Raw genomic sequence first — 23,709 nt, 5'->3', positions numbered from 1 at the left:
ATGGCAGATCCATTTGGTTTTTTAAAGTACCCAAGAGTAGAAAATCCTACCCGACCAGTGGCAGAACGAATCGAAGACTGGCAAGAATTACAGACGCCATTGCCTGAAAATGAGCGTCAAGAGCAAGCAGCACGCTGTATGAACTGCGGCATTCCTTTTTGTCATACCGGTTCTTTTTACGGGGGGCAACGAGCGGTTTCAGGTTGTCCCAATGACAACCTGATTCCTGAATGGAATGACTTGGTTTATCAAGGGCGTTTCCAAGCCGCTTTTGAGCGTCTTGCCAAAACCAACCCATTACCTGAAATGACTGGTCGTGTTTGTCCAGCTCCTTGTGAAAAAGGCTGTACCGAAGCACTGAATGGCTCAGGTGTCACGATCCACGACAATGAACGCTTTATTATCGATACTGCTTTTGAAAATGATTGGGTCAAAGCCTCGGGATTGCCTCAAGAAGCGACTGGGTTCAAAGTTGCCATCGTCGGCAGCGGACCAGCTGGTTTATCCGCTGCATGGCGCTTGAATCAACTAGGGCATCAAGTGACGGTCTATGAACGCAGTGATCGCTTTGGCGGTTTACTGATGTACGGTATTCCAAATATGAAATTAGATAAAGACGTCGTTCAGCGACGGATTGACTTGATGGCAGAGCTAGGCGTGACCTTTGTCGCTAATACGGAGATCGGTCGTGACTTGTCAGCAGAAGAATTGGCCGCTCAGTATGATCGGGTCATCTTGGCAACAGGAGCTAGTGTTCCTCGTGACTTGAAGATTCCAGGTCGTGAATTGACTGGGGTGCAATTTGCAGTCGATTATCTGACGGAAGCAACCAAAGATGTGTTAAAGCATGGCAAAGCGGCAACAAGTAAAAAACTTGCTGGCAAACATGTTATCGTGATTGGTGGCGGCGACACTGGAAATGACTGTATTGGTTCAGCGATTCGGCAAGGAGCCGCCTCTGTGCGTCAATTGGAGATCACGCCCCAACTGCCATTGACACGGACCGACAGCAATCCTTGGCCAGAATACCCAATGACAGCTCGCACAGGATATGGGCAAGAAGAAGCGGCTGAAGTGCTACAAACACAAGTGACGTATCATGGAGTGTCCACAACGGCCTTTATCGGCGCCGAACGCGGCCAGTTGATCGCCATCGAAACGGTCTCAGTAGATCAACAGTTTCAGCCGATCCCTGGCACAGAGCAAGTGATCAAGGCGGATTTGGTCTTGTTAGCAATGGGCTTTGTTGGTGCAGAGACCCAACTCTTCGATGCCTTTGGTGTGCGAGAAGTGTACGATGATTACACGACGAACAATGAACGAGTGTTAGTCGCAGGAGATGCCAAACGAGGACCGAGTTTAGTCATCTGGGCGATTCGTGAAGGACGCTTAGCGGCAGAAAAAGTCGATCAAGCATTACGATCGTTGGTGTATCAATAAGCAATCAATAAAAAACAACCTGAGCAGCTATTCCTCCTTCTGAATTAGAAGGGGAGCAGCGAAATGCTCAGGTTGTTTGCCTGTTAAGCGGTTGGTTCAGATGGATGGGGCTTAGACAGCTGTTCATTTTTTTCCATTGCTGCCTTCGGTAGGCGAATCGAAAAGACGATGGTTTCATCACGGCTTTCCGCCCAAATCTTTCCACCTAATGCTTCAACGATTTCTTTGGCGATCGGCAAACCAAGACCCGTCCCACCCGTCGCTGTTGCTCGGGAAGCATCCATGCGGTAGAAAGGCTCAAAAATCAAGCCGATCTTTTCAGCTGGGATCGTTTTTCCTTGATTGGTCAAACGAATCAGGATATCATCAGACTCGCTGATGGCTAATCGCAAAGGGGAGTTAGGATAGCTATAATTGATGGCATTGCGGATCAAGTTGTCAAAAACGCGTTCCATTTTCTCCGTATCAACGGTCGCAAAGACTTTTTTCTGTAGCTGAAGTTGCCAATGGAGATTTTTTTCTTCTAACAGCGGCAAAAATTCAAACGTCAACTGTTCCAGCATCAAGCTCAAATCCGTGGTTTCAGTTTGCAAGGCGATCGTTGTAAGATTAAAGCGGGTAATTTCGAAAAATTCGCTGATCAATAGTTCCAGCCGTTGGGCTTTTTGCAAGGCGATCTTCGTATAGCGTGCGCGTAGTTCGGTAGAAAGCTGCGGTTCCTCTTCTAAAAGCGTCAAATAGCCGATCACACTGGTCAAAGGCGTTCGTAAATCATGTGCGAGATAGACGATCAAATCATTTTTTCGTTGTTCCGCTTCTTTGGCGGCTCGTTGATCCTGTAAGTTTTTCTCTCGCAACTGGTTCATTTCTTCTTGCACATCAATCATATTGCTGGAAAGAACGATTCGCTTCGTGGGTTCGGCAATCAGTTGGTTTGTGGCTTGGATCGTTTCATTCAAATAACTGATAGCTTTACTCATATAATAAATCGTTGTGCTCACCCAAATCAGTAAGGCCCCGATGGCTAAGCAAAGAAGCCAATAGTCAGCGAAAAGTCGTAAAATTTGATAAATGGGTTCATAGCCATACCAGACCCTCATTCCAGCAACGAAGCGTACTGCGAAAGGAATGATGATCAAGATCGCCATCAAGATGCCCGTGGTGATAAAGTATTGGGTCAAGAGCTTGCGGATCAATGGACTTCTATTTTTCAATGATATAGCCGACCCCCCATACGGTTTTGATTAATTTCGGTTTGCGGGGTTGTTCGTTCAGTTTTTCCCGCAAACGGGCGATATGTGCCATCACTGTGTTATTGTTGTCTAAATACTTTTCTTTCCAAACTGCTTCAAAAAGGGTTTCCGAGGCAACGACCGATCCTTGGTGTTCAAATAAGTAAAGCAAGATTTTAAATTCGATGGGGGTCAAGAAAACCTCTTTGCCATAAAGAAAACATTGGTGGCTGTTGATTTTCAACAGTAAGCCTTCCTTTTCGTATTCTTCAATCTTCTGGGGATTCGCTGACTGGTTGTAACGCTGGTATCGCCGCAGCTGCGTTTTGACCCGAGCAACGACTTCTAAAGGATTGAAGGGCTTGGTCACATAATCATCTGCCCCAAGGCTTAGACCGGTGATTTTATCCAAGTCTTCCCCTTTTGCCGTGAGCATCAGGACTGGGAAAAAGTGGGTCTTACGAATTTGCTGCAACAGCTGGAAGCCGTCGATATCCGGCAGCATCACATCTAAAACCGCCACGTCGACCGTTTCTTTTTCAAGATAGGCCAAAGCGCTCGTTCCATCATAAAAAGGTTCTACTTGGAAGCCTTCATTCCTTAGAAACGTCGTGACTAACTCCGCGATTTCTTTTTCATCATCCACAACAATTATTTTTTCTGCCATCCTTGATTCACTCCAACTATCTACGATCATTTTTCATTTACACTACCATTTACTCTACACCCATCATACCGTAATCGGTAAGCGAATGCATTCGTTTTCTACTTTGAACTAGAGGTGATGCGGGAACCTAGGCGGCTGATCAATTCATTGGTAATGGTTTGTGCTTGATCAGCCGTAGTCGTCCAATCGCTGATTACTTCGAGCGAACTTTCGACCGCCAGTTCTGGATAGTCCGTTAAATCGATCAAGAGCATATCCATACAAACCAACCCAATCTGCGGGAGTAAAGCACCTTGATAAGAAAGTTGGAACCCTTGGTTTGATAGGGCACGTGGAACCCCGTCGCAGTAGCCGATGCTAACGATCCCGATGGTGGCTGGTCGATCAAAAACAGTGCCTAATCCATAGCCGATCGCTTCACCAGCGGCAACTGTTTTTTTGTCTACCAGTAAGGCTTTGAGTGTCAAAATCGGTTGTACGTTTATCTTCTGCTTCGTTGGTTCGTTCGGGACGCTCAATGAACCAGTTAGAAGAATACCTGGGCGTACATAATCATAGTGTTTCTCTGGGTAATTCAATATTCCGTAGCTGCTTTGCAGATGTGTCAGTCCATAGGCGATATTTCTAGCGGATAAGCCAGCCAACAGATCATCAAAACAAGTGATTTGGGCTTGTGTCCGCAAGATACTTGCCGTATCCAGCTGATCTGAAGAGCCTAGATGGGAAAAAATGCCCGTAATCTTGAGAGATGGCAAGGCGTAAAGTCCAGTAACTGTCTCAAGATCAGGTGCAACGCCTAAGCGGTGCATACCAGTATCTACCGCTAAATGGCATTCGATCGGAATGCTTGTTTGGGCTAAAGCATGGCCATGGGCCTCGCTAACGATGGTTTGAATCAAGGAATATTGTTTCAGCTCTTTGGCACGTTGGGCAGAAGTGTACCCTAAAATCAGTAAGGGACTTTTGATGCCAGCTCGCCGTAATTCAATGGCTTCTTCAAGGGTAGCAACGGCAAAGAAATCGACGCCGGCTCTTTCTAGGGTACTGGCGACCGTCTTCGCATCACAACCATAAGCATCCGCTTTAACCACCGCCATCACTTTTGTTGTTGCTGGGATCAATCGCTTGATTTCCTGCAGGTTGTGCAACAAAGCGGGGGCGGAAAATTCTTTGGCTGCTCGCTGCAATATGGGCGGCGTTTTTTTCGAAAACGGGAACAGCTTTTGCAAAGCAAAGAGACCTTGCACCATCCCAATGGTCAGTCCTAAGACCACGAAGAAATTGATCAGATTGTTTTGCAGCAAGGGCAGCTTTTGACTAAGAAAATGGGTCACTGCAATGGTATAAGGATGGAGCAAATAGAGCCAAAGGGACAGTCGACCCGCTTGTTTCCAGATTATGGGTGCTTGCCATTGCTGGATGATCGGAAATAAAAACAACAGGACGAAGGGCAAAAAAATATACATGCTGTCATGTTTCGGCGTGGTAAAGTGATGCAAAAGGTAACTTTCCAAAAGCAAGCAAATCAGACTGATCAGCAGATAACTATAGTGATGGGGAGAAGCTGGTTTCTTGGCAAATCTTCTGGCTAGTACCCCTAAGATCAAAAACAAAGGAGCAAAGAAAATGCCGTTGCGAGTTCCATCCAATAGTTGAAAAATCAGTGAATAGAGTGGCGTAATGGCTGTTTGTGCAGCCAGGCCAGACCAACTGTCCCCACCTAAACCAACCACATACAAACCGACAGCAATGAAAAACACCTGCTTGAAAGAAAGCCGTGTCAAGAGGCCCATCACTAGTAGACTGCCGGTAATGATCGCAGGAAAATACCAAAGATGGTAAAGAATGCCAGTGACCAACAATGTTTGGATAAAGGTGCCCAGCGGCATGTTCAACCCAAGCATGCCGCTGTACCAAGCAAGCGGCAAAAAGAGCAGTGTGGCTATGAGGTAGACTTGCAGCTGCTTTTTAATAAACTGCCAGACACGCTGTCTGGCAGGATAGCTGTTTTGGGTGGCTAAGTCGCTGAACACGTAATATCCGCTGATCATAAAAAAGAAGGGGACGGCAATTCTGAAGAACGTCAACGTGATCAGGATATCACCGTCAGGCCATAAGCGGTGAAGAGGCAGACAGTGGATCGCCACCACCATCATCGCCAAAATCACCCGGAATTGCTCGATTCCTTGATTCTTCTTCATGCGAACTGCCTCGCAGTTTGTTCAAGGTATTGATGGTATTCTTCCAAGGTCCACTGTTGACTGGCGATGATTTGACTATGAGGCAGACCGACATAACGAAAATGCCATGGTTCATAGCCAATCCCTGTAATCTCCTGTTTGTCTGCGGGATAGCGTAAAATAAACCCATAGTTCATCATTTCCTGGGTAAATAAATCGGCGGCTGCGCTGTCACGAAATCGTGGGCAGATCAAATCATCCTGGCTGCCCTTTAAACCAACATCGATCGCTAAGCCTAACTGATGTTCACTGCAACCGGGCAATGCCACAAATTGTTTCGTATAGGCTAGCCCATTTTCTTTCAAGGAATATTCCCATAAATACCGTTGCTGCTTTTCGGTTCGGTAGCCATCTAACAAGCAGATCTCGTTTTCAAGCTTTAAGGCTTTGACGAGCCGTTTCCATTGTTTGGCTGCTTCTGGCTGCAAGTAAACCTCGTCTTCGCTGAAGGCAGCAAGGACTAAATGAGGGGGTTCTTGGTTTTTTTCTAACGGAAATTCTTTGCTAACTAACTGTAGATAGGGATTCATTTGACTTCCTCCTTTGCTAAGACAAGCAGTTTTTGTAGTAGTTCTTGATAGGATAAGCCGACCGCTGCCATCATGGCAGGATAACGGGAGTGACTCGTAAAGCCCGGCATAGTATTGATTTCATTCAAGTATAGTTCTCCTTGATCCGTGACAAAAAAGTCGATGCGAGCAAGACCTTTAAGACCAAGACTACGATAGAGCAGCTGAGCTTGTTCTTTGACCTTGGTTTCAATCGTTTCAGGCAATGGCGCAGGGACGGTGATTTTGGCGCTGATCAGCTGGTACTTTTCTTCAAAATCGAAAAAGCCGTCTACTAATGAAATGGCGTCACAAGCACCGACAGTCAAAGAGTCGTTGCCCAAAATACCGCAACCGATCTCAACACCGGCAATATTTTTTTGTAGGAGCACTGCGGAACAATAAGTAAAGGCTTCTTTTAAGGCAGAAGCGATTTCTTCAACGCAGGTGACTTTAGTGATCCCTTTTGAGGAGCCCGCTTCATTAGGCTTAAAGAAAACTGGAAAGCCATGGGTCTGGATAAAAGCTTCGATTTGTTCTTGCTGGTTGGCTTGATTTGTCAAGAGAATCGTAGGAGCACTTTGTACGCCAATGGCTGCTGCAGCTTGATGTAGCAGCCATTTGTTCATACATAAGGCAGAACCTGCCACCCCGCAACCTACATAAGGCAGCTTCATCAATTCAAACAATCCTTGGATACTGCCATCTTCCCCATATTTGCCATGCATAATGGGAAATAAAACATCAGGTACCAACGTTTGCTGCTCTTCACTTAGCCAAAAGCCGTTTCCTTCGAATAGCGGCTGTATTTTCTGTTTATGTTTCGTATCCAACAACCACGTGTCTTGTCGGATGTTTTCCAGTTCTCCTGTATACAAGTACCAATCCATAGCATCTGGGGCGATCCCGATCAAAGAGAGGTCGTAGTCATAGGGAGATGATTGGAGTGCTTCGATTGCGCTAGTTGCTGAAGCTAAAGAAACGGTGTATTCCGGTGAATTGCCTCCAAAAATAATGGCGATTTTTTTCATGTTTTTCTTCCTTCCGCTTTTCGATTCTTACTACATTCAGTCTATCAAGGAAAGAAAAAAGAAATTTGCGGGCTTACTGGTATCTTTCTTTTCTTTTTGTGATGAAATTCTGACGAATTTATGACAAAAGGAAAGCGACAGCTGCCGCTCCTTTTACACCAGAAAGAAACTTGCCTTTGAAGTAGAAAAAGCTGCCATAAGATGGAGTGGAAAAAATAGTGAAAAAAGAGCACTCTGAAGGAAAGGGGGAGGCAATAGCAGGAACGTTGACACAAAAAAAGCACGCCAAAGCATGCTTTTTCTTTTTGATGAGGGCTTTTCGATTATTATACGATTCGCTTATTGTGCGTAATGCGCACGAGGACCACCAATATATTTGGGCCGTGATCCCAGAGCTGTGACATGGGCAGCGCCGAGGGACTTGATAGAGGGACGGATCGGGATTTGAACATGTTTGACATGCATGCCGATTGCTGTGTCGCCAATATCGATGCCAGCTTTTGCTACTATGTGCTCCACTTCAATAGGCTCATCGAACAGCTGGAAAGCGGCAACTGAGCAAGCACCGCCTGCATGCAACTGGGGCACTACTGCGACTTCTTCTAATTGATATAGTCGAGCCGTTTCACGCTCAACAGCTAAAGCCCGATTGAGATGTTCACAGCCTTGAACGGCTAAATGAATATTTTTGGGACGCAAGATCGCTCGTAGTGTTTCAACGATAACCATGCCTACTTCTTGACTGGAATTTTTGCCAATCAAGCCGCCCACGACTTCACTTGTTGAACAACCAAGGACAAAAAGATCATTTTCACCAACATTCGCTGTCGTAATGACTTCTTCAACGATCGTAGTTAAATCCGTTTTTAATTGATTGATATCTGTCATAAGAATCACCTTTCATTTAAAGAAAACTTTTTCGTGCGGCGCAAGGCATGCGTCAGGGGTAAAGCAACGATGCTGCCAAAGACCGTTTGGATCAAATTACTTGGGATCGAGGCGATCCCAGCGCCTAAACCGAATAGCAAAACCGTTGCTGCTGCATAGCCGGCGATCATGATTAAACTGCCGACAATGACGGCTGCTAGTGGCCGATGGCTCATTCTACCTACGATCCAGCCTTGCACACCATGGATCACGATGGAAAAGAAGGCCCATTCAGGGTAACCTGATAGAAAATCAATGATGCCGCCGCTCATTCCACCGACGAAGGCACCCGCGCTAGGTCCGAACAAAAGGGCCGAGATATAGATCCCTGCTTCACATAAGGTCACAAAGCCCTTCGTTTGCGGAACAGGAATGATAAAGGTCAAAGAAAGTGCACACGTGAGTGCCGTCAGCATAGCGATCGTCGTTAGGTTTCTTACTTTCATAGGTGTTCCTCCTTTTTAAAATAGGCGAGCTGATTGACGTTGCCAGAGGTACCTAAAGGCAGACCGTCTTCAATCCCTGCCCAAACAAATGCTTTTGCGGTTTGGATAGCTGCTTCCAACGAAGTGCCTTTAGCAAGCATTGCGGCAATCGCTGATGAGAGGGTACAGCCAGCACCGTTGGTTGTGGTTCGCGTACTTTTTTCTGCCTCAAAAACGGTAAATTGTCCTTCTTGATACAAAACATCATAGGCTGTTTCCCCAGTTAGTCGACTGCCACCTTTGATCAGAACATTTGGGGCACCAAGCGCATGGATTTTTTTTGCCGCCGTTTTCATCTCTGCTAAAGAGGTAATGCTTTGTCCAGATAAGTGTTGTGCTTCGAGCAGATTAGGTGTCACTAATGCTGTGTAAGGAAACAATGAGATCAATCCTGCTTGATAGGAGTGGTTAAAGGCAGTATCTCCTTCTTTGAAGGCGAGAACGGGATCGAGCACGATCGGTCCGGTAAATGTTTGTAAAAAATCTCGCAGCAATTCAATGATGGCCGTTTGATGAAGCAGCCCGATTTTGATTGCATCTAGGGATACGACCGAACGCAGTGAATCCAGCTGTGCTTTGATCACAGGCTCAGGGAGATCATGGAACATAAGATCATCCTTGATGGCGACCACACATGTTAATAGGGAATGGCCAAACACCCCGAATTCCTCAAATGTTTTCAAATCAGCCGTCATGCCGCCACCTGCCAAACTGTCGAGACCGGCGATCGATAAGACTTGTTTCATGTCTGCTGCTCCTTTCATTTCTCATTTCTTTCTATTATAAACAGTCGGTAAAAAAGAAAAACGGCCAATTGGATGTTTTTTTCTCATCCAATTGACCATTTGCTTATTTCTCATTTAGTAAATCTCGCTCACGATACCATTCATCGGGACGCCAGATCCATTCAAAGCCATCGGCAGCTAAGAGATCATAGGCTGCTTGGGGGCCCATCGTTCCTGCGGCATAGTTTGGAAAATCAGGTGTTTCTTGGTCCCAAGCGTGACGGATCACATCAACGATGCGCCAAGATTGGGCAACTTCATCCCAGTGGGTAAAGTTAGTGCCATCACCGTTCAAGGCATCTAGAATCAGTTTTTCGTAAGCTTCAGGGGTGTTTTCGACGATTTCAGTACTATTTCGGTAATCGAGCTTCACTGGCAATGTCTCAAACCCTTGACCAATTTCTTTTCCGTTCAAGGAAAGAGAGAAGCCTTCCGTCGGTTGAATGTAAATCGTCAGCACATTCGGTGCCAAACTCTCGATTTGCTTTTGTTCATTCAGGTCTTGCTTAAAGACATTGACTGGGACTTGTTTAAAGACAATGTTGATGCGAGTGCCTTTTTCCGTCAACCGTTTCCCAGTGCGCACATAAAATGGTACGCCGGACCAGCGGAAGTTATCGATCAAAAATTTCCCAGCAACGAAGGTTTCCGTTGCCGATTCTTCATCCACATTGGCTTCTTCACGGTAGCCAACAAATTTCTTGTCTTCTAATTGTCCTTTATCGTATTGCCCACGAACGAAGTGTTGTTTCACTTCTTCTTCGGAGTAGATACGGATCGCATTTAAGGCTTTGATTTTTTCTGTCCGTAATTCTTTTTCAGAAAAAGCCACTGGCGGTTCCATGGCTAATAGGGAAAGAATCTGCAGAATATGATTTTGGACCATATCCTTCAAGGCACCGCTCTTATCATAATAGCCGCCGCGTTCTTCTACGCCTAAGTTTTCTGCGATATTGATCTGAACATTGTCAATGTAACGATTGTTCCACATTGACTCAAAAATGTTATTGGCAAAACGAATCGCAGAAATATTTTGGATCATTTCTTTTCCTAAATAGTGATCGATTCGGTAGATTTCTTGTTCCGTAAAGACTTGATTGATCTCTTCATTCAATTCTTTTGCTGAATTATAGTCGCTTCCAAACGGTTTCTCGATGATCACCCGATGGTAGCCGTCAGTATCCAGCATTCCTTGGGATTTCAAGTGAGAAACGATCGTCCCAAAGAAATTAGGGGACATTGCTAAGTAAAAAATCTGATTGCCTTCTAAATGGTATTTCTGATCTAAGGTTTCCGCCAAATCCTTTAATGAATCATAATGGCTCGTATCTGTTACATCATGTGATTGGTAGTAGAAATGAGAAGCGAATGTCTCTGCTTGTTCTTGTGAGTCACTCAACTCTTTGATTGTACCTATCACCACTTCACGATAGTGTTCATCCGACCAAGGACGGCGTGCAGTACCAATGACTGCAAAATCTTCTTTTAAATCGCCTTTTTTGTACAACCGAAACAAAGAAGGATATAGTTTGCGTTGGGCAAGGTCGCCCGTACCGCCAAAAATCGTAAAAAGGACCTTTTTTTCCATCATCTTCACTCCTTACAGTTTATCGACAAAAATCGTGCTGGCGGCTTTGTAGCTGACAGCAATTTCTTTTGTGTCATTTTTGATCGTAATCGGACCCTCGTATGCTGCCGCATCGATGATCTCGTATTCTTCATGAATATTCAATTTGATCGAAACGAGATAATCCAGCAGTTCTCGTTCGTCAAGGACACGGGCGATACGAATCTTGGTTCCTACCGGATAAGAACTCATGGTGTTTTTTTCGCCTTCGTGAATGAGTTCTCCTTGTTCAGGAATCATTCCCCCATGTGGGCAATACCGAGGATGATCAAGGTAGGCTTCTAAGCGGCTCGCCAACGTTTCTGAGGTGACATGTTCTAAAACTTCTGCGTCATCATGAACTTCATTCCATGAATAATGCAGGTGCTCCACAAGAAAGACTTCCCATAAACGATGCTTACGAATGAGGGCACTTGCAGAAGCTAAACCAGTTTCAGTCAACTGTACCCCTTGATAAGGTGAATGTTCCACTAAGCCTTCTTTTAATAATTTTGAAATCATTTCACTTACTGAAGCTGCTGAGACGTCCAGACCTGACACGATTTGTTTGTTATTGATCTTCTTTTGGTCACCACCAAGCTCTAAGATGAGCTTTAAATAATCTTCACGATTTGGTGTCATCGGATCCATCCTCTCTTATCAAAGACTATCAAAGTAGATTTTATCAAAAAAGCCAGCTGATTACTATGAAAAAAGCCGCCGGTTCTCAATATTCTATGTAAAAAGAAGACCGAGGGGAGCTACTCCACCTCAGCCTTTTTTTATTAAGCCCAATCACCATTGCGGAAGACAGGAACTGTGGTGCCATCTTCTTTGATGCCATCGATGGACATTTGGTCAGAGCCGACCATGAAGTCTACGTGGGTTTGGCTGCGGTTTAAACCAGCCGCTGCCAGTTCTTCTTCACTCATCTCAGTGCCGCCTTGTAAGCTGAAGGCATAAGCAGAGCCTAAAGCCAAGTGGTTTGAGGCATTTTCATCAAACAACGTATTGAAGAAGATGATGCCAGATTGTGAGATAGGGGAAGGGTCAGGGACTAAAGCGACTTCACCTAAAGATTTCGCTCCTTCATCGATCGCTAGCAATTTGCCTAACACTTCTTCGCCTTGTTCTGCAGAAAAGTCCACGACTTTACCGTCTTTGAAGGTGAATTTCATGCCAGAAATAATCGTTCCTGCGTAGCTCAATGGTTTCGTACTTGAAATATAGCCATCGATGCGACGATTATCTGGGGCAGTAAAGACTTCTTCTGTCGGCATGTTCGCCATGAATTTTTCATTGCGGGTGTTGTAGCTGCCAGCACCTTCCCACAAGTGATTTTTTGGTAGGCCGATGATCAAATCGGTACCCGGTGCTGTATAGTGTAATGCGCTGAATTGTTCTTTGTTCAATTCTTCTGCCTTGACTTGCAGTGTTTCATCATGTTTTTTCCAAGCAGCAACAGGATCTTCTTCGTAGATACGCGTCGTTTTGAAAATTTGATCCCATAGCTTGTCTTGTGCTTCTTCTGGGGAAGCATCAGGGAACACTTTTTGTGCCCAATCTTGACCTGCAGCAGCAACAACGGTCCAGCTGACTTTGTTGGCTTGTGTTGCTTGACGCAGTTTCATCATCGCCTTACCAGAAGCTGCTTGGAAAGCGGCGACCCGATCTGAGTCAACGCCCGCTAACGCATCGGGATTGGCAGAAACGACACTGATGCGGCTCGCACCTTTTTCGACCCAATCTTCTGTTTGATCAATTTTGTGTTGAGGGATCGTAGACAAACGATCCTCAGCTGCATGCGCAAGAAATTCTTTTTGAACCACATCGTCGGTCCATTGAACGATTACTTCATCAGCGCCTAGCTCATACGCTTTTTTTGTCAATAGTCGAGCTAACGGTGCTTGGTCCACGGCGATTTGGATGACGATGGTGTGCCCTTTTTGGACATTTACACCAACTTCTGTGATCAGTTGGGCATATTTTTCAAGGTTCTGATTAAAGTTTGGTAAAACCATTAAAATTCCTCCATTTATTCTAAAATTATAACTGTCTTCATGATAGCACTAAGTATTTTTGAAAACAAACGAAAAAGAGAGCAAAAAAACAGAGGTCTTCAAATTGAAAAACTGGAAACACTAGGGGCAATAATTTTAAAAGTTTTTTTGCAAACTTAAAAAAACATGATACAATAAGTAAAAGGTATTTCTGAAAGCGATGTATAGCAGAATTAAGGAGATTAAAAAATTATGGCAAGAAAGAAAACTATTACTAGAGACCAGATTTTAAAAGCTGCCTATGAAGTTGTCGCAACCGAAGGATTTACACGTTTTACCGCACGCAATATCGCAGCGAAGATGAAATGTTCAACGCAACCGATCTACTTAGAATTTAAAAATATGGATGACTTAAAAAATGCATTGATCAATCAGATTTACGACTACTTAGCGACAGAAGTTTTTCCAGTTGAAAGACGGGGAGATGTCATCGTTGACTTAACGTTAAATTATATTGGCTTTGCAAATAAAGAAAAACGATTATACCGAGCGCTATACTTAGAAGAGCATGGTGGTGGGGATTCCATGCAGCAGTTTTCATTTGACCTTTTTGTGAAATCAGTAAAAAAAGAACCAAAGTATCAAGATCTATCGGACGTGAAATTACAGTCCTTGCATACTGGTGTCTGGATCGTCGCTACTGGCTTAGCGGCATTGATGTCTTCGGGGATCATTCATCCCACAGAAGATCAGATTGCTAAGCTGATGACGGAAACCACCGATAATATTTTAGCAAGAGAAACACCCATCGATATCAGTTATCATTAAGCAAACAAGAAAACCTCCGACAGAATCAAGTGATTTTGTCAGAGGTTTTCTTGTTTTATTCTGCAAATGCTTCCGCTAGCTTTTTGGCAAAGGCTTCTAAGTTTTGAATATCGTCTTCTTCCGCAGCCAAGTCGACCTTGACGCTATCTGCCCCTTTTGTTGCACCTGTCTTACTAAAGACGGCTTCAAAGTCATCGACGGACTTACAAAAGTCATCATAAAACGTATCGCCAGAGCCGCAGACCCCAAAGATTTTGCCACTTAAATCAAGTTCTTGCAAATCTTCGTAAAAATCGACGATCTCATCAGGCAATTCACCGTCACCGTATGTATAGGTTGCGACGATACAGATATCGGCGTCTTCAAACTCATCGGCATCCACTTGGGTACACTCATTCATTTCAACTTCCATGTCAAGATTTTCAAGGGCTTCAGAAACGATATCTGCAATTTCTTCCGTATTCCCCGTCATACTCGCATAGACGATTTTTGCTAAAGCCATGGGCTTTTTCCTCCAATCTCATTCCTATTCTCAAGGAAAACTCTCTTACAGATTATAGCAAATGCACGAAAGATTGAAAACAAAACTTGAAAAACTCTTTACAATGTCTGTGAATTTTGTAAAATAAGGGATTTCTATGGTAAAATAAGAGGAATTTAATTAAGGGAGACGAGAACATGATTACATTAAAATCTGCCAGAGAAATAGACCGCATGGCCGAATCCGGCGCGCTGTTAGCAGATGTCCACAAACAATTACGCAGCTTCATCAAACCTGGTATCACCAGTTGGGATATCGAAGTGTTTGTCAGAGATTATATTGAAAGCCATGGCGGAATTGCCGCCCAAATTGGTTTTGAAGATTACAAATATGCCACTTGCTGCAGTATCAACGATGAGATTTGTCACGGGTTCCCCCGAAAAAAACCATTGAAAGATGGCGATCTGATCAAAGTTGATATGTGTATTGATTTAAAAGGCGCCATTTCTGATTCTTGCTGGAGTTATGTGGTAGGAAACTCGACGCCTGAGATCGATCGTTTAATGGAAGTAACCAAAAAAGCGTTGTATCTAGGAATCGAACAAGCCCAAGTTGGCAACCGAATCGGTGACATCGGTCATGCCATTCAAACCTATGCGGAAAAAGAAGGCTACGGTGTCGTGCGCGATTTCGTTGGACACGGCATTGGTCCAACGATCCATGAAAGTCCGATGATTCCTCACTACGGAGAAGCCGGCAAAGGGTTACGTTTAAAAGAAGGAATGGTTATTACCATCGAACCTATGATCAATACAGGGACGTGGAAAATGAAAATGGATCCTAACGGCTGGACCGCCTATACTCTAGATGGTGGCTTAAGTTGCCAATACGAACATAGTTTGGCGATCACCAAAGAAGGGCCACGCATTTTGACTTCTCAAGGAGAAGAAGGAACCTACTAAATTTTGGCGGTAGGAGACTTCTGATTGTTACGTATGACAAAGAAAAAAAGGCAGATGATTCGCTGGCGGAGGAAGAAACATGAAAATCGTTGATAAAGTAAAAAGCAATCAAAAGCTGATGCGTTTCATTGAAACAACGCAAAATAGAATAACCGATTCAGAGATGGGGACCACATCGGTCGTCGTCGCCTACTATTTATTGCTTTCACTTTTCCCGTTAATGATTGCGCTGGGAAATCTGTTGCCTTATTTATCGATTGATCCGAACACGGTTTTATCTTATGTACAAGAATTGATCCCTAGTCAAATCTATGACTTTATCGGACCAGCGATCGAAAACCTCCTCACCACAAGCTCTGGCGGGTTGTTATCGATTTCCGCCTTGGCTGCGTTGTGGTCTGCGAGTCAAAGTATCAATGCCTTGCAAATTGCGATGAACAAAGCCTTCGGTGTGGACCAACGTTCCAATTTTATCGTGGTGCGCGCAGTATCATTTGTGATCATCCTGCTCTTTATGATTGCGATCGTTGGTGTTACGATGGTATTTGGGCTTGGAAAAATCATTCTTGATTTTTTGCAGCCGATTTTTAAGTTTCAAGACAATCTGATCGATACGTTCCAAACAGTCAAATGGCCAGTCACGATCGTTGCTTTGCTGTTTATCATGATGCTGATCTATTGGTTAGTGCCGAATGCAAAGGTCAAGTTGCGTTCGACTTTGCCAGGGGCGATCTTTGCAACGATTGGCTGGATGTTGCTGTCACAAGTGTTTGGCTTATACGCCCGTTACTTTGCTGCGAAAATCATTGGCTATCAAATTATTGGAAGTTTTATTGTTTTAATGATCTGGTTGAATCTTGCTGCGACGATTATTATCTTGGGTGGAATCATCAACGCAGTGGTAGAAGAGTATGTGTCGGGACAAGAGATCAAAGAACGAACAGATCCTGTTCAGCGGATTTCTTCGAAAATCGAAGATACATTTACCAATAAAGAGAAATAACGGAAAGCGAGAATAAACGATGGATTTTGCATTCAAATTTGTAATGCGCTTATTTATAACAATGATCGTGTCTTTATTATTGACACCAGTCATCAAATTGATATCTTGCAAGATTGGTGCAGTTGATCGTCCAGGAGAGCGTCGGATCAATACGAAGACCATGCCTTCAGCTGGGGGATTAAGTATTTTTTTAGCCTTTTCCTTTGCGCTGCTTTGGGAATTTCGAACAATGATTCCTTTCAACTTCGTTTGGCCGATTCTTTTAGGTGCAACAATAGTGGTGATTACAGGATTGTTGGATGATATATTTGAACTGTCGCCAATGCAAAAATTAATAGGTCTGACATTCGCAGCGCTGGAAATTTATTTCGTTGCTGGAATAAAAATCAGCACAGTCACGATTCCTTATTTTGGCTTTATTGATCTGGGATGGTTTGCCTTGCCTATGACTTTGGTTTGGATACTGGCAATTACCAATGCGGTGAACTTGATCGATGGTCTCGATGGGTTGGCGAGCGGCGTCTCTATTATCAGTTTGACGACGATAGGGATTATCAGCTATTTCTTTCTGCCGAATTTTGTGGAAGTACCAATGGTCATTTTTACTTTGATCGCAGCAATCATCGGTTTCTTTCCATATAATTTTTATCCCGCAACCATTTTTCTAGGAGATACGGGAGCATTGTTTTTAGGATTTATGATCTCTGTGCTCTCACTACAAGGATTGAAAAACGCAACTTTTATTTCTGTTCTGACGCCCATGTTTATTCTCGGTGTACCGATCACGGATACCGTTTATGCGATGATCCGAAGAAAGTTTAATAAACAGAAGATTTCCTCTGCCGACAAAATGCACTTGCATCATCGATTGTTGTCGTTAGGGTTTTCTCATCGCGGCACAGTGTTAACGATCTATGCCTTAGCATTAGTCTTTTCTTTTATTGCTTTACTAATGAATTACGCGAGCAATACAGCGATTGTTTTATTAATCATTAGCACAGGATTTGGAATTGAGCTGTTTATTGAGCTGATTGGATTAGTCGGTGAAAATCGTCAACCACTCATGTGTGCGTTAAAGTTTCTGGGAAATCGGCGATTCAGACAAAGTGTACTAACTGAACGTGCTGAAAGAAGAAATGCTGATCAAGAAAAAGAAAACAAAGATTTGGCTGCTAATGTTTCTCGGACTAAGGAAAAGCGACGAAAGAGAAAACATTACCAAGCAAAACACAAAAAATAAACGATACAGTTGCGGCAAAGGTGTCCAACAGGTGAGATGAATACGAGTGATCGTTGAAGGTCAGGAGGAGTCAGTGCTTCTTCTAGCGCGTTCTCTTACGATCAGCTGTCGATGATTCGATCAATCCGTTGGCGATGCTTGCCGCTTTTTGTTTGTTTGAAAATGGTCAGACAAACAGTATTTCCTGTCGAATTCTTCCGTCTTGAATTGACGGATCTAGCCCTAAACGTCTATACTTAAAAAGAGCAGCAGACTAATCAAAGAAAGAAGGATATGAACGAATGCCAAATGTGAAACAACTGACGTCAGAAAGAATGGGAACAATTTATGAGCTTTCCAATGATAGCGGTACCATCGTAAGGCTAAGTCCTGAAGGCGCACGCTTATTGGATTGGGTCGTTCCAGTAGAAGAAGGTCGCGACATTGTGGTCGGTTATGACACGATCGAAGGACATCGCCAAGCACGTTATTATGGCGCAACGATCGGCCCTGTGGCGGGAAGGATCGCAGGTACTCGCTTTGAGATCGACGGACAAGAATACCAAACGGAAGACAATGATGGCGGCAATACGCTTCATGGCGGTTCAAAGGGGCTGGATACTGATACATGGATCACTGAAACCTTTGAAGAAGCAGACAAAGCTGGGGTGATTTTTACTACCACACGGCAAGATGGCGATGGCGGGTTTCCTGGGAATGTTCGTTATCAAGTCACCTATACGTTGACGAATGACAATGAACTATTGCTTGCTTATGATGCCAACACTGACAAAGCGACTTTATTTAACCCAACGAACCACGGTTATTTCAATTTGACAGGTGATACCCAACAGCCGATCGATGACCACTTGGTTCAAATCAATGCCGAACATGTGGCTGAAACGAATGACGATGTGACGACGACCGGTGAAAAAACGCCTGTCGCAGGCACAAAGTTTGATTTTAGACAAGAACGCCCGATGGGAACGACGATGTTGGATGATCCGTTCTTATTAGACCATACGCAAGAGTGGGATCTAAAAGTAACCAGTCCTGATCAAAAAGTGCAGCTGACTGTAACTACTGACCGTCCTGCCGTTGTTATTTACACAACGGGTGAGGGAGAAGCTGGTGCATCAATGAAGACTGGTCCTTTTGCCAATCATGGCGGGATGGCGATCGAAACACAAGGTGTTCCTGGCTCTGAGAAATTTACCCACTTTGGTGAGATCGTGTTGCGTCCAGAAGAACCCTTCCACTCTGTGACGACGTATCAGGTCCACTTTTAAGCATAGGAACCAAATCATTTTTAATGAAATAGAAAAAAGCATTGTCAAAACGCAGAAAGTTTGGCGATGCTTTTTTTTGACAAAATCCGATTACAGATGTAAACTTAAAAATGTGAATCACTTGTGAAAGGAAGTGGACAAATGCAATCTGTGGTCGAACCAATCAAAATCAGCGATTCTGAATGGGAAGTCATGCGTGTGATCTGGACATTAGGACAATCCGACGCGAAAGAGATCACCGCTTTATTGAGCGAAAATAAAAATTGGAAAGCAGCAACGGTCAAGACGCTTTTAGGACGACTCGTCAAAAAAGGCGTATTGAAAACAGAAAGCCAAGGGAAAAAATTTGTTTATTCGCCGCTTGTTTCCGAAGAAGCAACCGTTCGCAGCGCAGCTGAGAATCTTTTTTCTCATATTTGTGCCAAAAAAGTTGGGCAGACATTAGCAGAAATGATCCAAGAAGCAGCATTGACGGCAGAAGATTTGGCGATGCTCCAAGCAGCAGTCGACCAAAAAGTGCCAGTAGCAGCGATCTCATGTAATTGTATTCCTGGTCAGTGCCAATGCAAAACCCATGCAACAAAATAAGTAGCCAACGAACTGTTAAAAGAAATGAGGAATCGTAATGAAAAAAAACATGCAAATCAGCGGAATGAATTGTGCCCATTGTGCCGCAAAAGTTGAAAAAGCGCTTAGTGAAGTACCGGGTGTGAAAAAAGCCAAAGTGGACTTGAAAAAAGCTCGAGGAACAGTCAAGTTTGACGAGTCGCAAGTGACAGAAACAGCCTTAGTCAATGCGGTCACCGAAGCGGGTTATCAAGGGGTATTTGAGTAAGCAATGGAATTGCTAAAGTGAAAATGAAAAATCAAAACAAATGAAAAGTGTCCAGCCGCTTGAAGCTTTTGTATGAAGGAGCAAGACTGTACGCACATTCAGTGAAATAGGAAGGGGAATACTAGGATGAATCAGAAAAAAACGTCTTCCGCAAGTAATAGTCAGACGTCAAGCCATCATAGGCATGAACCTGCTTTGAATGAGCGGGATAATGGTACACAGGGAAAAGAGCAACATGCGCAATCACAAGTGACAGAAGTCCCTGAGCCTAGCCATGAGATGAATGGGATGGATCATCACAAGGCGACATCAAAACAGCAGGAGCATGAAAGCTCCGATAGTAACCATGGTCCTATGGATCATGAAGTGTCCAGCATGGACTATAGCCATAAGGGCCATGAGATGTCTGGCATGGATCACGGCCACAAGGACCACGAGATGTCTGGCATGAACCATAGTCACATGAATCATGAGATGTCTGGCATGGAACATAGTCACACGGATCATGAGATGTCTGGCATGGATCACGGCCATAAGGACCATGAGGTGTCTGGTATGAATCATAGTCATATGAATCATGAGATGTCTGGTATGGATCATAGTCATATGGATCATGGAATGGGTGGCATGGATCATAGTATGCATATGGGAAATTTTAAGCAAAAGTTTTGGCTATCCTTGGTTTTGGCGATTCCAATCGTCATTTTATCACCAATGATGGGCATCGAATTGCCCTTTCAGTTCACGTTTCCTGGCTCAGATTGGGTCGTATTGCTTTTAGGAACGATCCTGTTTTTCTATGGAGGGCAGCCGTTTTTAAGTGGTGCGAAAATGGAATTGAAACAAAAAAGCCCAGCCATGATGACGTTGATTGCTATGGGGATCACGGTTTCTTATTTTTATAGTCTTTACGCATTTATCGCCAATCATTTTCTTGCTGTTCCTCATGTAATGGATTTCTTCTGGGAACTAGCGACTTTGATCGTGATCATGTTGTTGGGGCATTGGATCGAGATGAATGCCGTTTCTAATGCTGGCAATGCATTACAGAAATTAGCAGAACTATTGCCAAAAGAAGTGATTCGGAAAAATGCGGATGGATCAGAAGAACAGATTCCATTAGAAGAAGTGACCAACAAAACACAGTTGATCGTTCGCTCAGGAGATAAGATTCCTACCGACGGAACGATCCTTGAAGGAGAAACAACAATCGATGAGTCGGCAGTGACTGGTGAATCCAGACGGGTACCTAAAACCGTCGGCAGTACTGTCATTGGAGGATCTGTCAACGGCAATGGTACCATCACGATGGAAGTCACAGGAACTGGGGAAGACAGCTACTTAGCGAAAGTCATGGAAATGGTGCGAAAAGCCCAAGCAGATAAATCCCGCTTAGAAGCACTTTCGGACAAAGTGGCAAAATGGCTGTTTTATATTGCGTTAGTTGCTGGTGTCTTGGCATTTGCTGTATGGATGTTTGTTGCTGATCTACCGACTGCTCTTGATCGAATGGTCACGGTATTCGTCATTGCCTGTCCCCATGCGTTAGGGCTAGCGATTCCCCTCGTAGTTGCTCGTTCGACATCGATCGCTGCCAAAAATGGCTTGCTCTTAAAAAATCGCAACGCACTGGAGAATGCGCATCATGTTGATTATCTGATCCTCGATAAGACCGGTACGTTAACAGAAGGAACGTTTACCGTAACTGGCATCGAGGCGACAGGCAGTCTTTCTGCATCAGAAGTACTAGCTTACCTAGCAGGTCTTGAGAAAACCGCCAATCATCCGATCGCAGAAGGTATTTTAGCCCAAGCTGAAAAGGAAAACATCACAGCCAAAAAGGCGACTGATGTTCAAACAAGGACAGGGATTGGTCTGGAAGGCGTGATTGATGGACAGAAGTGGGTGATCGTCAATCAAAAAGGATTGGAGCAATTAGCCATTCAGTATCAAGGGAACTCCTTGGAAAATTATCAAGAACAGGGCAATACCATCAGCTATTTGGTTCATGACGGCAAAGTAGAAGGAATCGTCGCATTAGGGGATAAGGTGAAACCAGAAGCGAGTCAATTTATTCAAAAAGTGAAAGACTTAGGCATCACGCCAGTTATGGCTACTGGAGACAACCAAGAAGCGGCGCAAGCCGTAGCCGATTACCTAGGAATCGAAGCCTTCCATGCGGCAATGTTGCCAGACGATAAAGAACGTCTAGTCAGTGACTATGTCAAAGAGGGCAAGCGCGTCGTAATGGTAGGAGATGGGATCAATGACGCCCCAAGTCTTGCAAGAGCGACGATCGGGATTGCGATCGGGGCTGGTACCGATGTAGCGATCGATTCAGCCGATGTCGTTTTGACGAATAGCGAACCTCAAGATATCTTGCACTTCTTGACTTTGGCGAAAAAAACAAGACGCAAGATGATTCAAAATCTTTGGTGGGGCGCAGGATACAATATTTTTGCCATTCCTTTGGCAGCTGGCGTCCTCGCACCAATCGGGATCATTTTGAACCCAGCAGTCGGAGCTGTCTTGATGTCTATGAGCACGATCATCGTTGCCATCAATGCAATGACCTTATCAATCGAAAAAAGCGGCGATTAGCCGCTTTTTTGTTTCTTTTCCTAGGAGCAGTGAAATACCTCTATAATCTGCTTCTTGATTTATGCTATAATGTGTTCGTTGAGACAAGGAGGACGTTGATTATGGAACTGAAGAAATTGGATGTTCCCACTACTTCAATTACTGAAGTAAAAAAATCTCCGATGGATGTATTTAATCAAGCGCGAGAAGCAGGAACAGCAGTATATGTATTCAATCGTGAAAAAGTGGCGGGGGTCATGTTGACACAAGAGCAGTATGAAACGTTATTGCAGGAATTAGATTATTTGCGTCAGCGACCGATGATGGAAGAAGAACCCGAACAGCCGCCAGTGGCAGGGCTAGAGGAATTCTTACAAATCATGCGGCAAGCGCTGATCACCGGTGCGAGCATCTCGGCAAAAAATTTAGATGAGCGAATGGTGGCGTTAGGGTTCATCACTCGTAAAACTGGTTTTGGCGGTGTCGTTGACATGGTGAACGAATTGAAAGAAACAGGCAAGATCGTTTACCAGCTACGTAAAAAACAAGATGGTAAATCGGTGACCGCTGAAGTCATTGGAGAACAAGACAATCAAACGCAATTATTTGATAAATTGATCATCAAAAAAATCTTTCTAAAAGAAAAATAAACGCTGGAACTTGTCCCAGCGTTTCAGACGGTAGACAAAGTACGGATGTGTTCGTACTTTGTCTTTTTTTGTTGTAAAAAAGTGGAACTTGTTAACTTTTTTTAAACTGTGAAAGATACTGCTCATCCAACCAACAAAAGTTCCAGCCAGTTACAGACTAGGTTTTAAGTCAGCCAGTAAGTTTTCCCGTCTTTCGTCCGTTGCATAAATCCGTATTCGATCAAATAACGTCGGACAGTGACGTAATCGGTGATCGCTTGCTTTAATACATCGTTGACGGCAGCTTCTGAATAATTTTTCTTCGGATCAAATTTTTGTGCCAGTACACTCAAGACAACGATCTTGCGCTTTTCTTTGCTGGGAAACTGTTTGATAAACCCCGTTTCATCAAAATAAGTAGCAATGATCTTTTCTCTTTCACTAGCCGTAATGGCATAGCGATCATCAAGCATCGTCGCCCCTTTGTGAGGCGGCAGCAACGGGGTATCTTGCAACAAGGACATGATACTTAAAAAAACAGTCGCTTGTCGCTGTTTTTCTTTTAGTTTAAAGCGATGATTCCTGACGGTCGAAGAAGAGATACCTAAGCGTTGGGCAATCACAGTATCGCTAACATCTTGGGCAAACAGTTGTAAAATCTCCTGTTGGCTCTCTGATAAGCCTGTTTGTTCTTTGGGTAAAGCCAACAATGCGGATAAAACGGTTCCGTGATGCTCAGTGATATGATGCATCATTCGTTTTTTTGCTGTAAAAAAGGCGCCATCAACGGGATAGATTTCTTCTTTGTCGAAGGTCTCCTGACAAAAGACGCAACAATAATCCGTTGGTGTTGCGACATATCCTTGCTGATAATCAGAAATGGTAAACTCTTGATAAGGTTTCATTTTGGGTTCTCCTTTTA

At 44.0% G+C, this 23,709-nt stretch carries 23 protein-coding genes; 10 read left to right on the top strand and 13 right to left on the bottom strand.

Features of this window, described 5'->3' with window-relative positions; all coding sequences use genetic code 11:
• Window positions 1-1,440, top strand: coding sequence for a glutamate synthase subunit beta (locus tag IGI77_RS13165; RefSeq protein ID WP_005228830.1), 1,440 nt, complete (start codon window positions 1-3; stop codon window positions 1,438-1,440).
• A gap of 83 nt (window positions 1,441-1,523) precedes the next feature.
• On the opposite strand, the gene vanS is transcribed toward IGI77_RS13165, so the two are convergent.
• The 11 genes from vanS to IGI77_RS13110 form a co-directional block, all read right to left on the bottom strand.
• Window positions 1,524-2,654: a vancomycin resistance histidine kinase VanS gene (gene vanS, locus IGI77_RS13160; RefSeq protein ID WP_015510159.1), complete on the bottom strand. Its 1,131-nt coding sequence runs from the start codon at window positions 2,652-2,654 to the stop codon at window positions 1,524-1,526.
• Entirely contained in the window at window positions 2,644-3,339 is a 696-nt protein-coding gene (gene vanR-C, locus IGI77_RS13155; protein ID WP_005228837.1) for a vancomycin resistance response regulator transcription factor VanR-C, read from the bottom strand. The genes vanS and vanR-C overlap by 11 nt, the downstream gene beginning before the upstream one ends.
• 98 nt (window positions 3,340-3,437) lie before the next feature.
• On the bottom strand, window positions 3,438-5,540 hold the full coding sequence (gene vanT, locus IGI77_RS13150; RefSeq protein ID WP_438770200.1) for a membrane-bound serine racemase VanT: 2,103 nt from the start codon (window positions 5,538-5,540) through the stop codon (window positions 3,438-3,440).
• Entirely contained in the window at window positions 5,537-6,109 is a 573-nt protein-coding gene (locus IGI77_RS13145) for a D-Ala-D-Ala dipeptidase/D-Ala-D-Ala carboxypeptidase VanXY-C (protein WP_005228842.1), read from the bottom strand. The genes vanT and IGI77_RS13145 overlap by 4 nt, the downstream gene beginning before the upstream one ends.
• Window positions 6,106-7,158 (bottom strand): D-alanine--D-serine ligase VanC2/3, encoded by a 1,053-nt coding sequence (locus IGI77_RS13140; protein WP_063856670.1) that lies wholly within the window; start codon window positions 7,156-7,158, stop codon window positions 6,106-6,108. The genes IGI77_RS13145 and IGI77_RS13140 overlap by 4 nt, the downstream gene beginning before the upstream one ends.
• Window positions 7,159-7,497: 339 nt before the next feature.
• Entirely contained in the window at window positions 7,498-8,046 is a 549-nt protein-coding gene (locus IGI77_RS13135) for a TIGR01440 family protein (protein ID WP_015510154.1), read from the bottom strand.
• A 5-nt stretch (window positions 8,047-8,051) separates the two neighbouring features.
• The gene (locus IGI77_RS13130) at window positions 8,052-8,531 is read right to left on the bottom strand and encodes an ECF transporter S component (protein WP_015510153.1); all 480 of its coding nucleotides are present in this window, start codon (window positions 8,529-8,531) and stop codon (window positions 8,052-8,054) included.
• Window positions 8,528-9,316 (bottom strand): bifunctional hydroxymethylpyrimidine kinase/phosphomethylpyrimidine kinase, encoded by a 789-nt coding sequence (thiD, locus tag IGI77_RS13125; RefSeq protein WP_438770199.1) that lies wholly within the window; start codon window positions 9,314-9,316, stop codon window positions 8,528-8,530. The genes IGI77_RS13130 and thiD overlap by 4 nt, the downstream gene beginning before the upstream one ends.
• Before the next feature lie 103 nt (window positions 9,317-9,419).
• Window positions 9,420-10,946, bottom strand: coding sequence for a glucose-6-phosphate dehydrogenase (zwf, locus tag IGI77_RS13120; RefSeq protein WP_015510151.1), 1,527 nt, complete (start codon window positions 10,944-10,946; stop codon window positions 9,420-9,422).
• Window positions 10,947-10,955: 9 nt separating this feature from the next.
• Window positions 10,956-11,603: a metal-dependent transcriptional regulator gene (locus IGI77_RS13115; RefSeq protein ID WP_015510150.1), complete on the bottom strand. Its 648-nt coding sequence runs from the start codon at window positions 11,601-11,603 to the stop codon at window positions 10,956-10,958.
• Between the two features lie 143 nt (window positions 11,604-11,746).
• On the bottom strand, window positions 11,747-12,982 hold the full coding sequence (locus IGI77_RS13110; protein WP_015510149.1) for an aminopeptidase: 1,236 nt from the start codon (window positions 12,980-12,982) through the stop codon (window positions 11,747-11,749).
• A gap of 231 nt (window positions 12,983-13,213) precedes the next feature.
• On the opposite strand from IGI77_RS13110, the gene IGI77_RS13105 reads away from it, so the two are divergent.
• The gene (locus tag IGI77_RS13105) at window positions 13,214-13,789 is read left to right on the top strand and encodes a TetR/AcrR family transcriptional regulator (RefSeq protein ID WP_005228861.1); all 576 of its coding nucleotides are present in this window, start codon (window positions 13,214-13,216) and stop codon (window positions 13,787-13,789) included.
• Between the two features lie 55 nt (window positions 13,790-13,844).
• Here the strand turns inward: IGI77_RS13105 and IGI77_RS13100 are convergent, their stop codons facing one another.
• Window positions 13,845-14,291 carry a flavodoxin gene (locus tag IGI77_RS13100; protein WP_015510148.1) on the bottom strand — a complete coding sequence of 149 codons (447 nt, stop codon included), beginning with the start codon at window positions 14,289-14,291 and terminating at the stop codon, window positions 13,845-13,847.
• A 176-nt stretch (window positions 14,292-14,467) separates the two neighbouring features.
• Between IGI77_RS13100 and map the strand changes: the two genes are divergently transcribed.
• From map to IGI77_RS13060, 8 genes are all read left to right on the top strand, one after another.
• Window positions 14,468-15,232 (top strand): type I methionyl aminopeptidase, encoded by a 765-nt coding sequence (gene map, locus IGI77_RS13095; RefSeq protein WP_005228863.1) that lies wholly within the window; start codon window positions 14,468-14,470, stop codon window positions 15,230-15,232.
• A gap of 79 nt (window positions 15,233-15,311) precedes the next feature.
• Window positions 15,312-16,235, top strand: a complete 924-nt coding sequence (locus IGI77_RS13090; RefSeq protein ID WP_005228865.1) for a YihY/virulence factor BrkB family protein — start codon at window positions 15,312-15,314, stop codon at window positions 16,233-16,235.
• Between the two features lie 19 nt (window positions 16,236-16,254).
• Window positions 16,255-17,475: a glycosyltransferase family 4 protein gene (locus IGI77_RS13085; protein WP_438770198.1), complete on the top strand. Its 1,221-nt coding sequence runs from the start codon at window positions 16,255-16,257 to the stop codon at window positions 17,473-17,475.
• A 281-nt stretch (window positions 17,476-17,756) separates the two neighbouring features.
• Complete coding sequence (locus IGI77_RS13080) at window positions 17,757-18,743, top strand: aldose epimerase family protein (protein WP_015510146.1); 987 nt, start codon at window positions 17,757-17,759, stop codon at window positions 18,741-18,743.
• Window positions 18,744-18,884: 141 nt separating this feature from the next.
• Entirely contained in the window at window positions 18,885-19,331 is a 447-nt protein-coding gene (locus tag IGI77_RS13075) for a CopY/TcrY family copper transport repressor (protein WP_008377382.1), read from the top strand.
• 37 nt (window positions 19,332-19,368) lie between these two features.
• The gene (gene copZ, locus IGI77_RS13070) at window positions 19,369-19,578 is read left to right on the top strand and encodes a copper chaperone CopZ (RefSeq protein ID WP_005228873.1); all 210 of its coding nucleotides are present in this window, start codon (window positions 19,369-19,371) and stop codon (window positions 19,576-19,578) included.
• Window positions 19,579-19,704: 126 nt separating this feature from the next.
• A complete protein-coding gene (locus IGI77_RS13065) occupies window positions 19,705-22,179 on the top strand; it encodes a heavy metal translocating P-type ATPase (protein WP_438770197.1) in 2,475 nt (824 codons plus the stop codon).
• A 101-nt stretch (window positions 22,180-22,280) separates the two neighbouring features.
• Window positions 22,281-22,808, top strand: a complete 528-nt coding sequence (locus IGI77_RS13060; RefSeq protein WP_010749742.1) for a hypothetical protein — start codon at window positions 22,281-22,283, stop codon at window positions 22,806-22,808.
• Between the two features lie 164 nt (window positions 22,809-22,972).
• Here the strand turns inward: IGI77_RS13060 and IGI77_RS13055 are convergent, their stop codons facing one another.
• Window positions 22,973-23,692, bottom strand: a complete 720-nt coding sequence (locus tag IGI77_RS13055; RefSeq protein ID WP_438770196.1) for a DUF2087 domain-containing protein — start codon at window positions 23,690-23,692, stop codon at window positions 22,973-22,975.
• Window positions 23,693-23,709 lie beyond the last annotated feature (17 nt).

The organism is Enterococcus sp. DIV0213h, from assembly GCF_051711285.1.
Classification (GTDB): domain Bacteria; phylum Bacillota; class Bacilli; order Lactobacillales; family Enterococcaceae; genus Enterococcus_D; species Enterococcus_D casseliflavus.
Note: the sequence above shows the minus strand (reverse complement) of the source record. Positions and strands in the feature narration are given on the sequence as shown.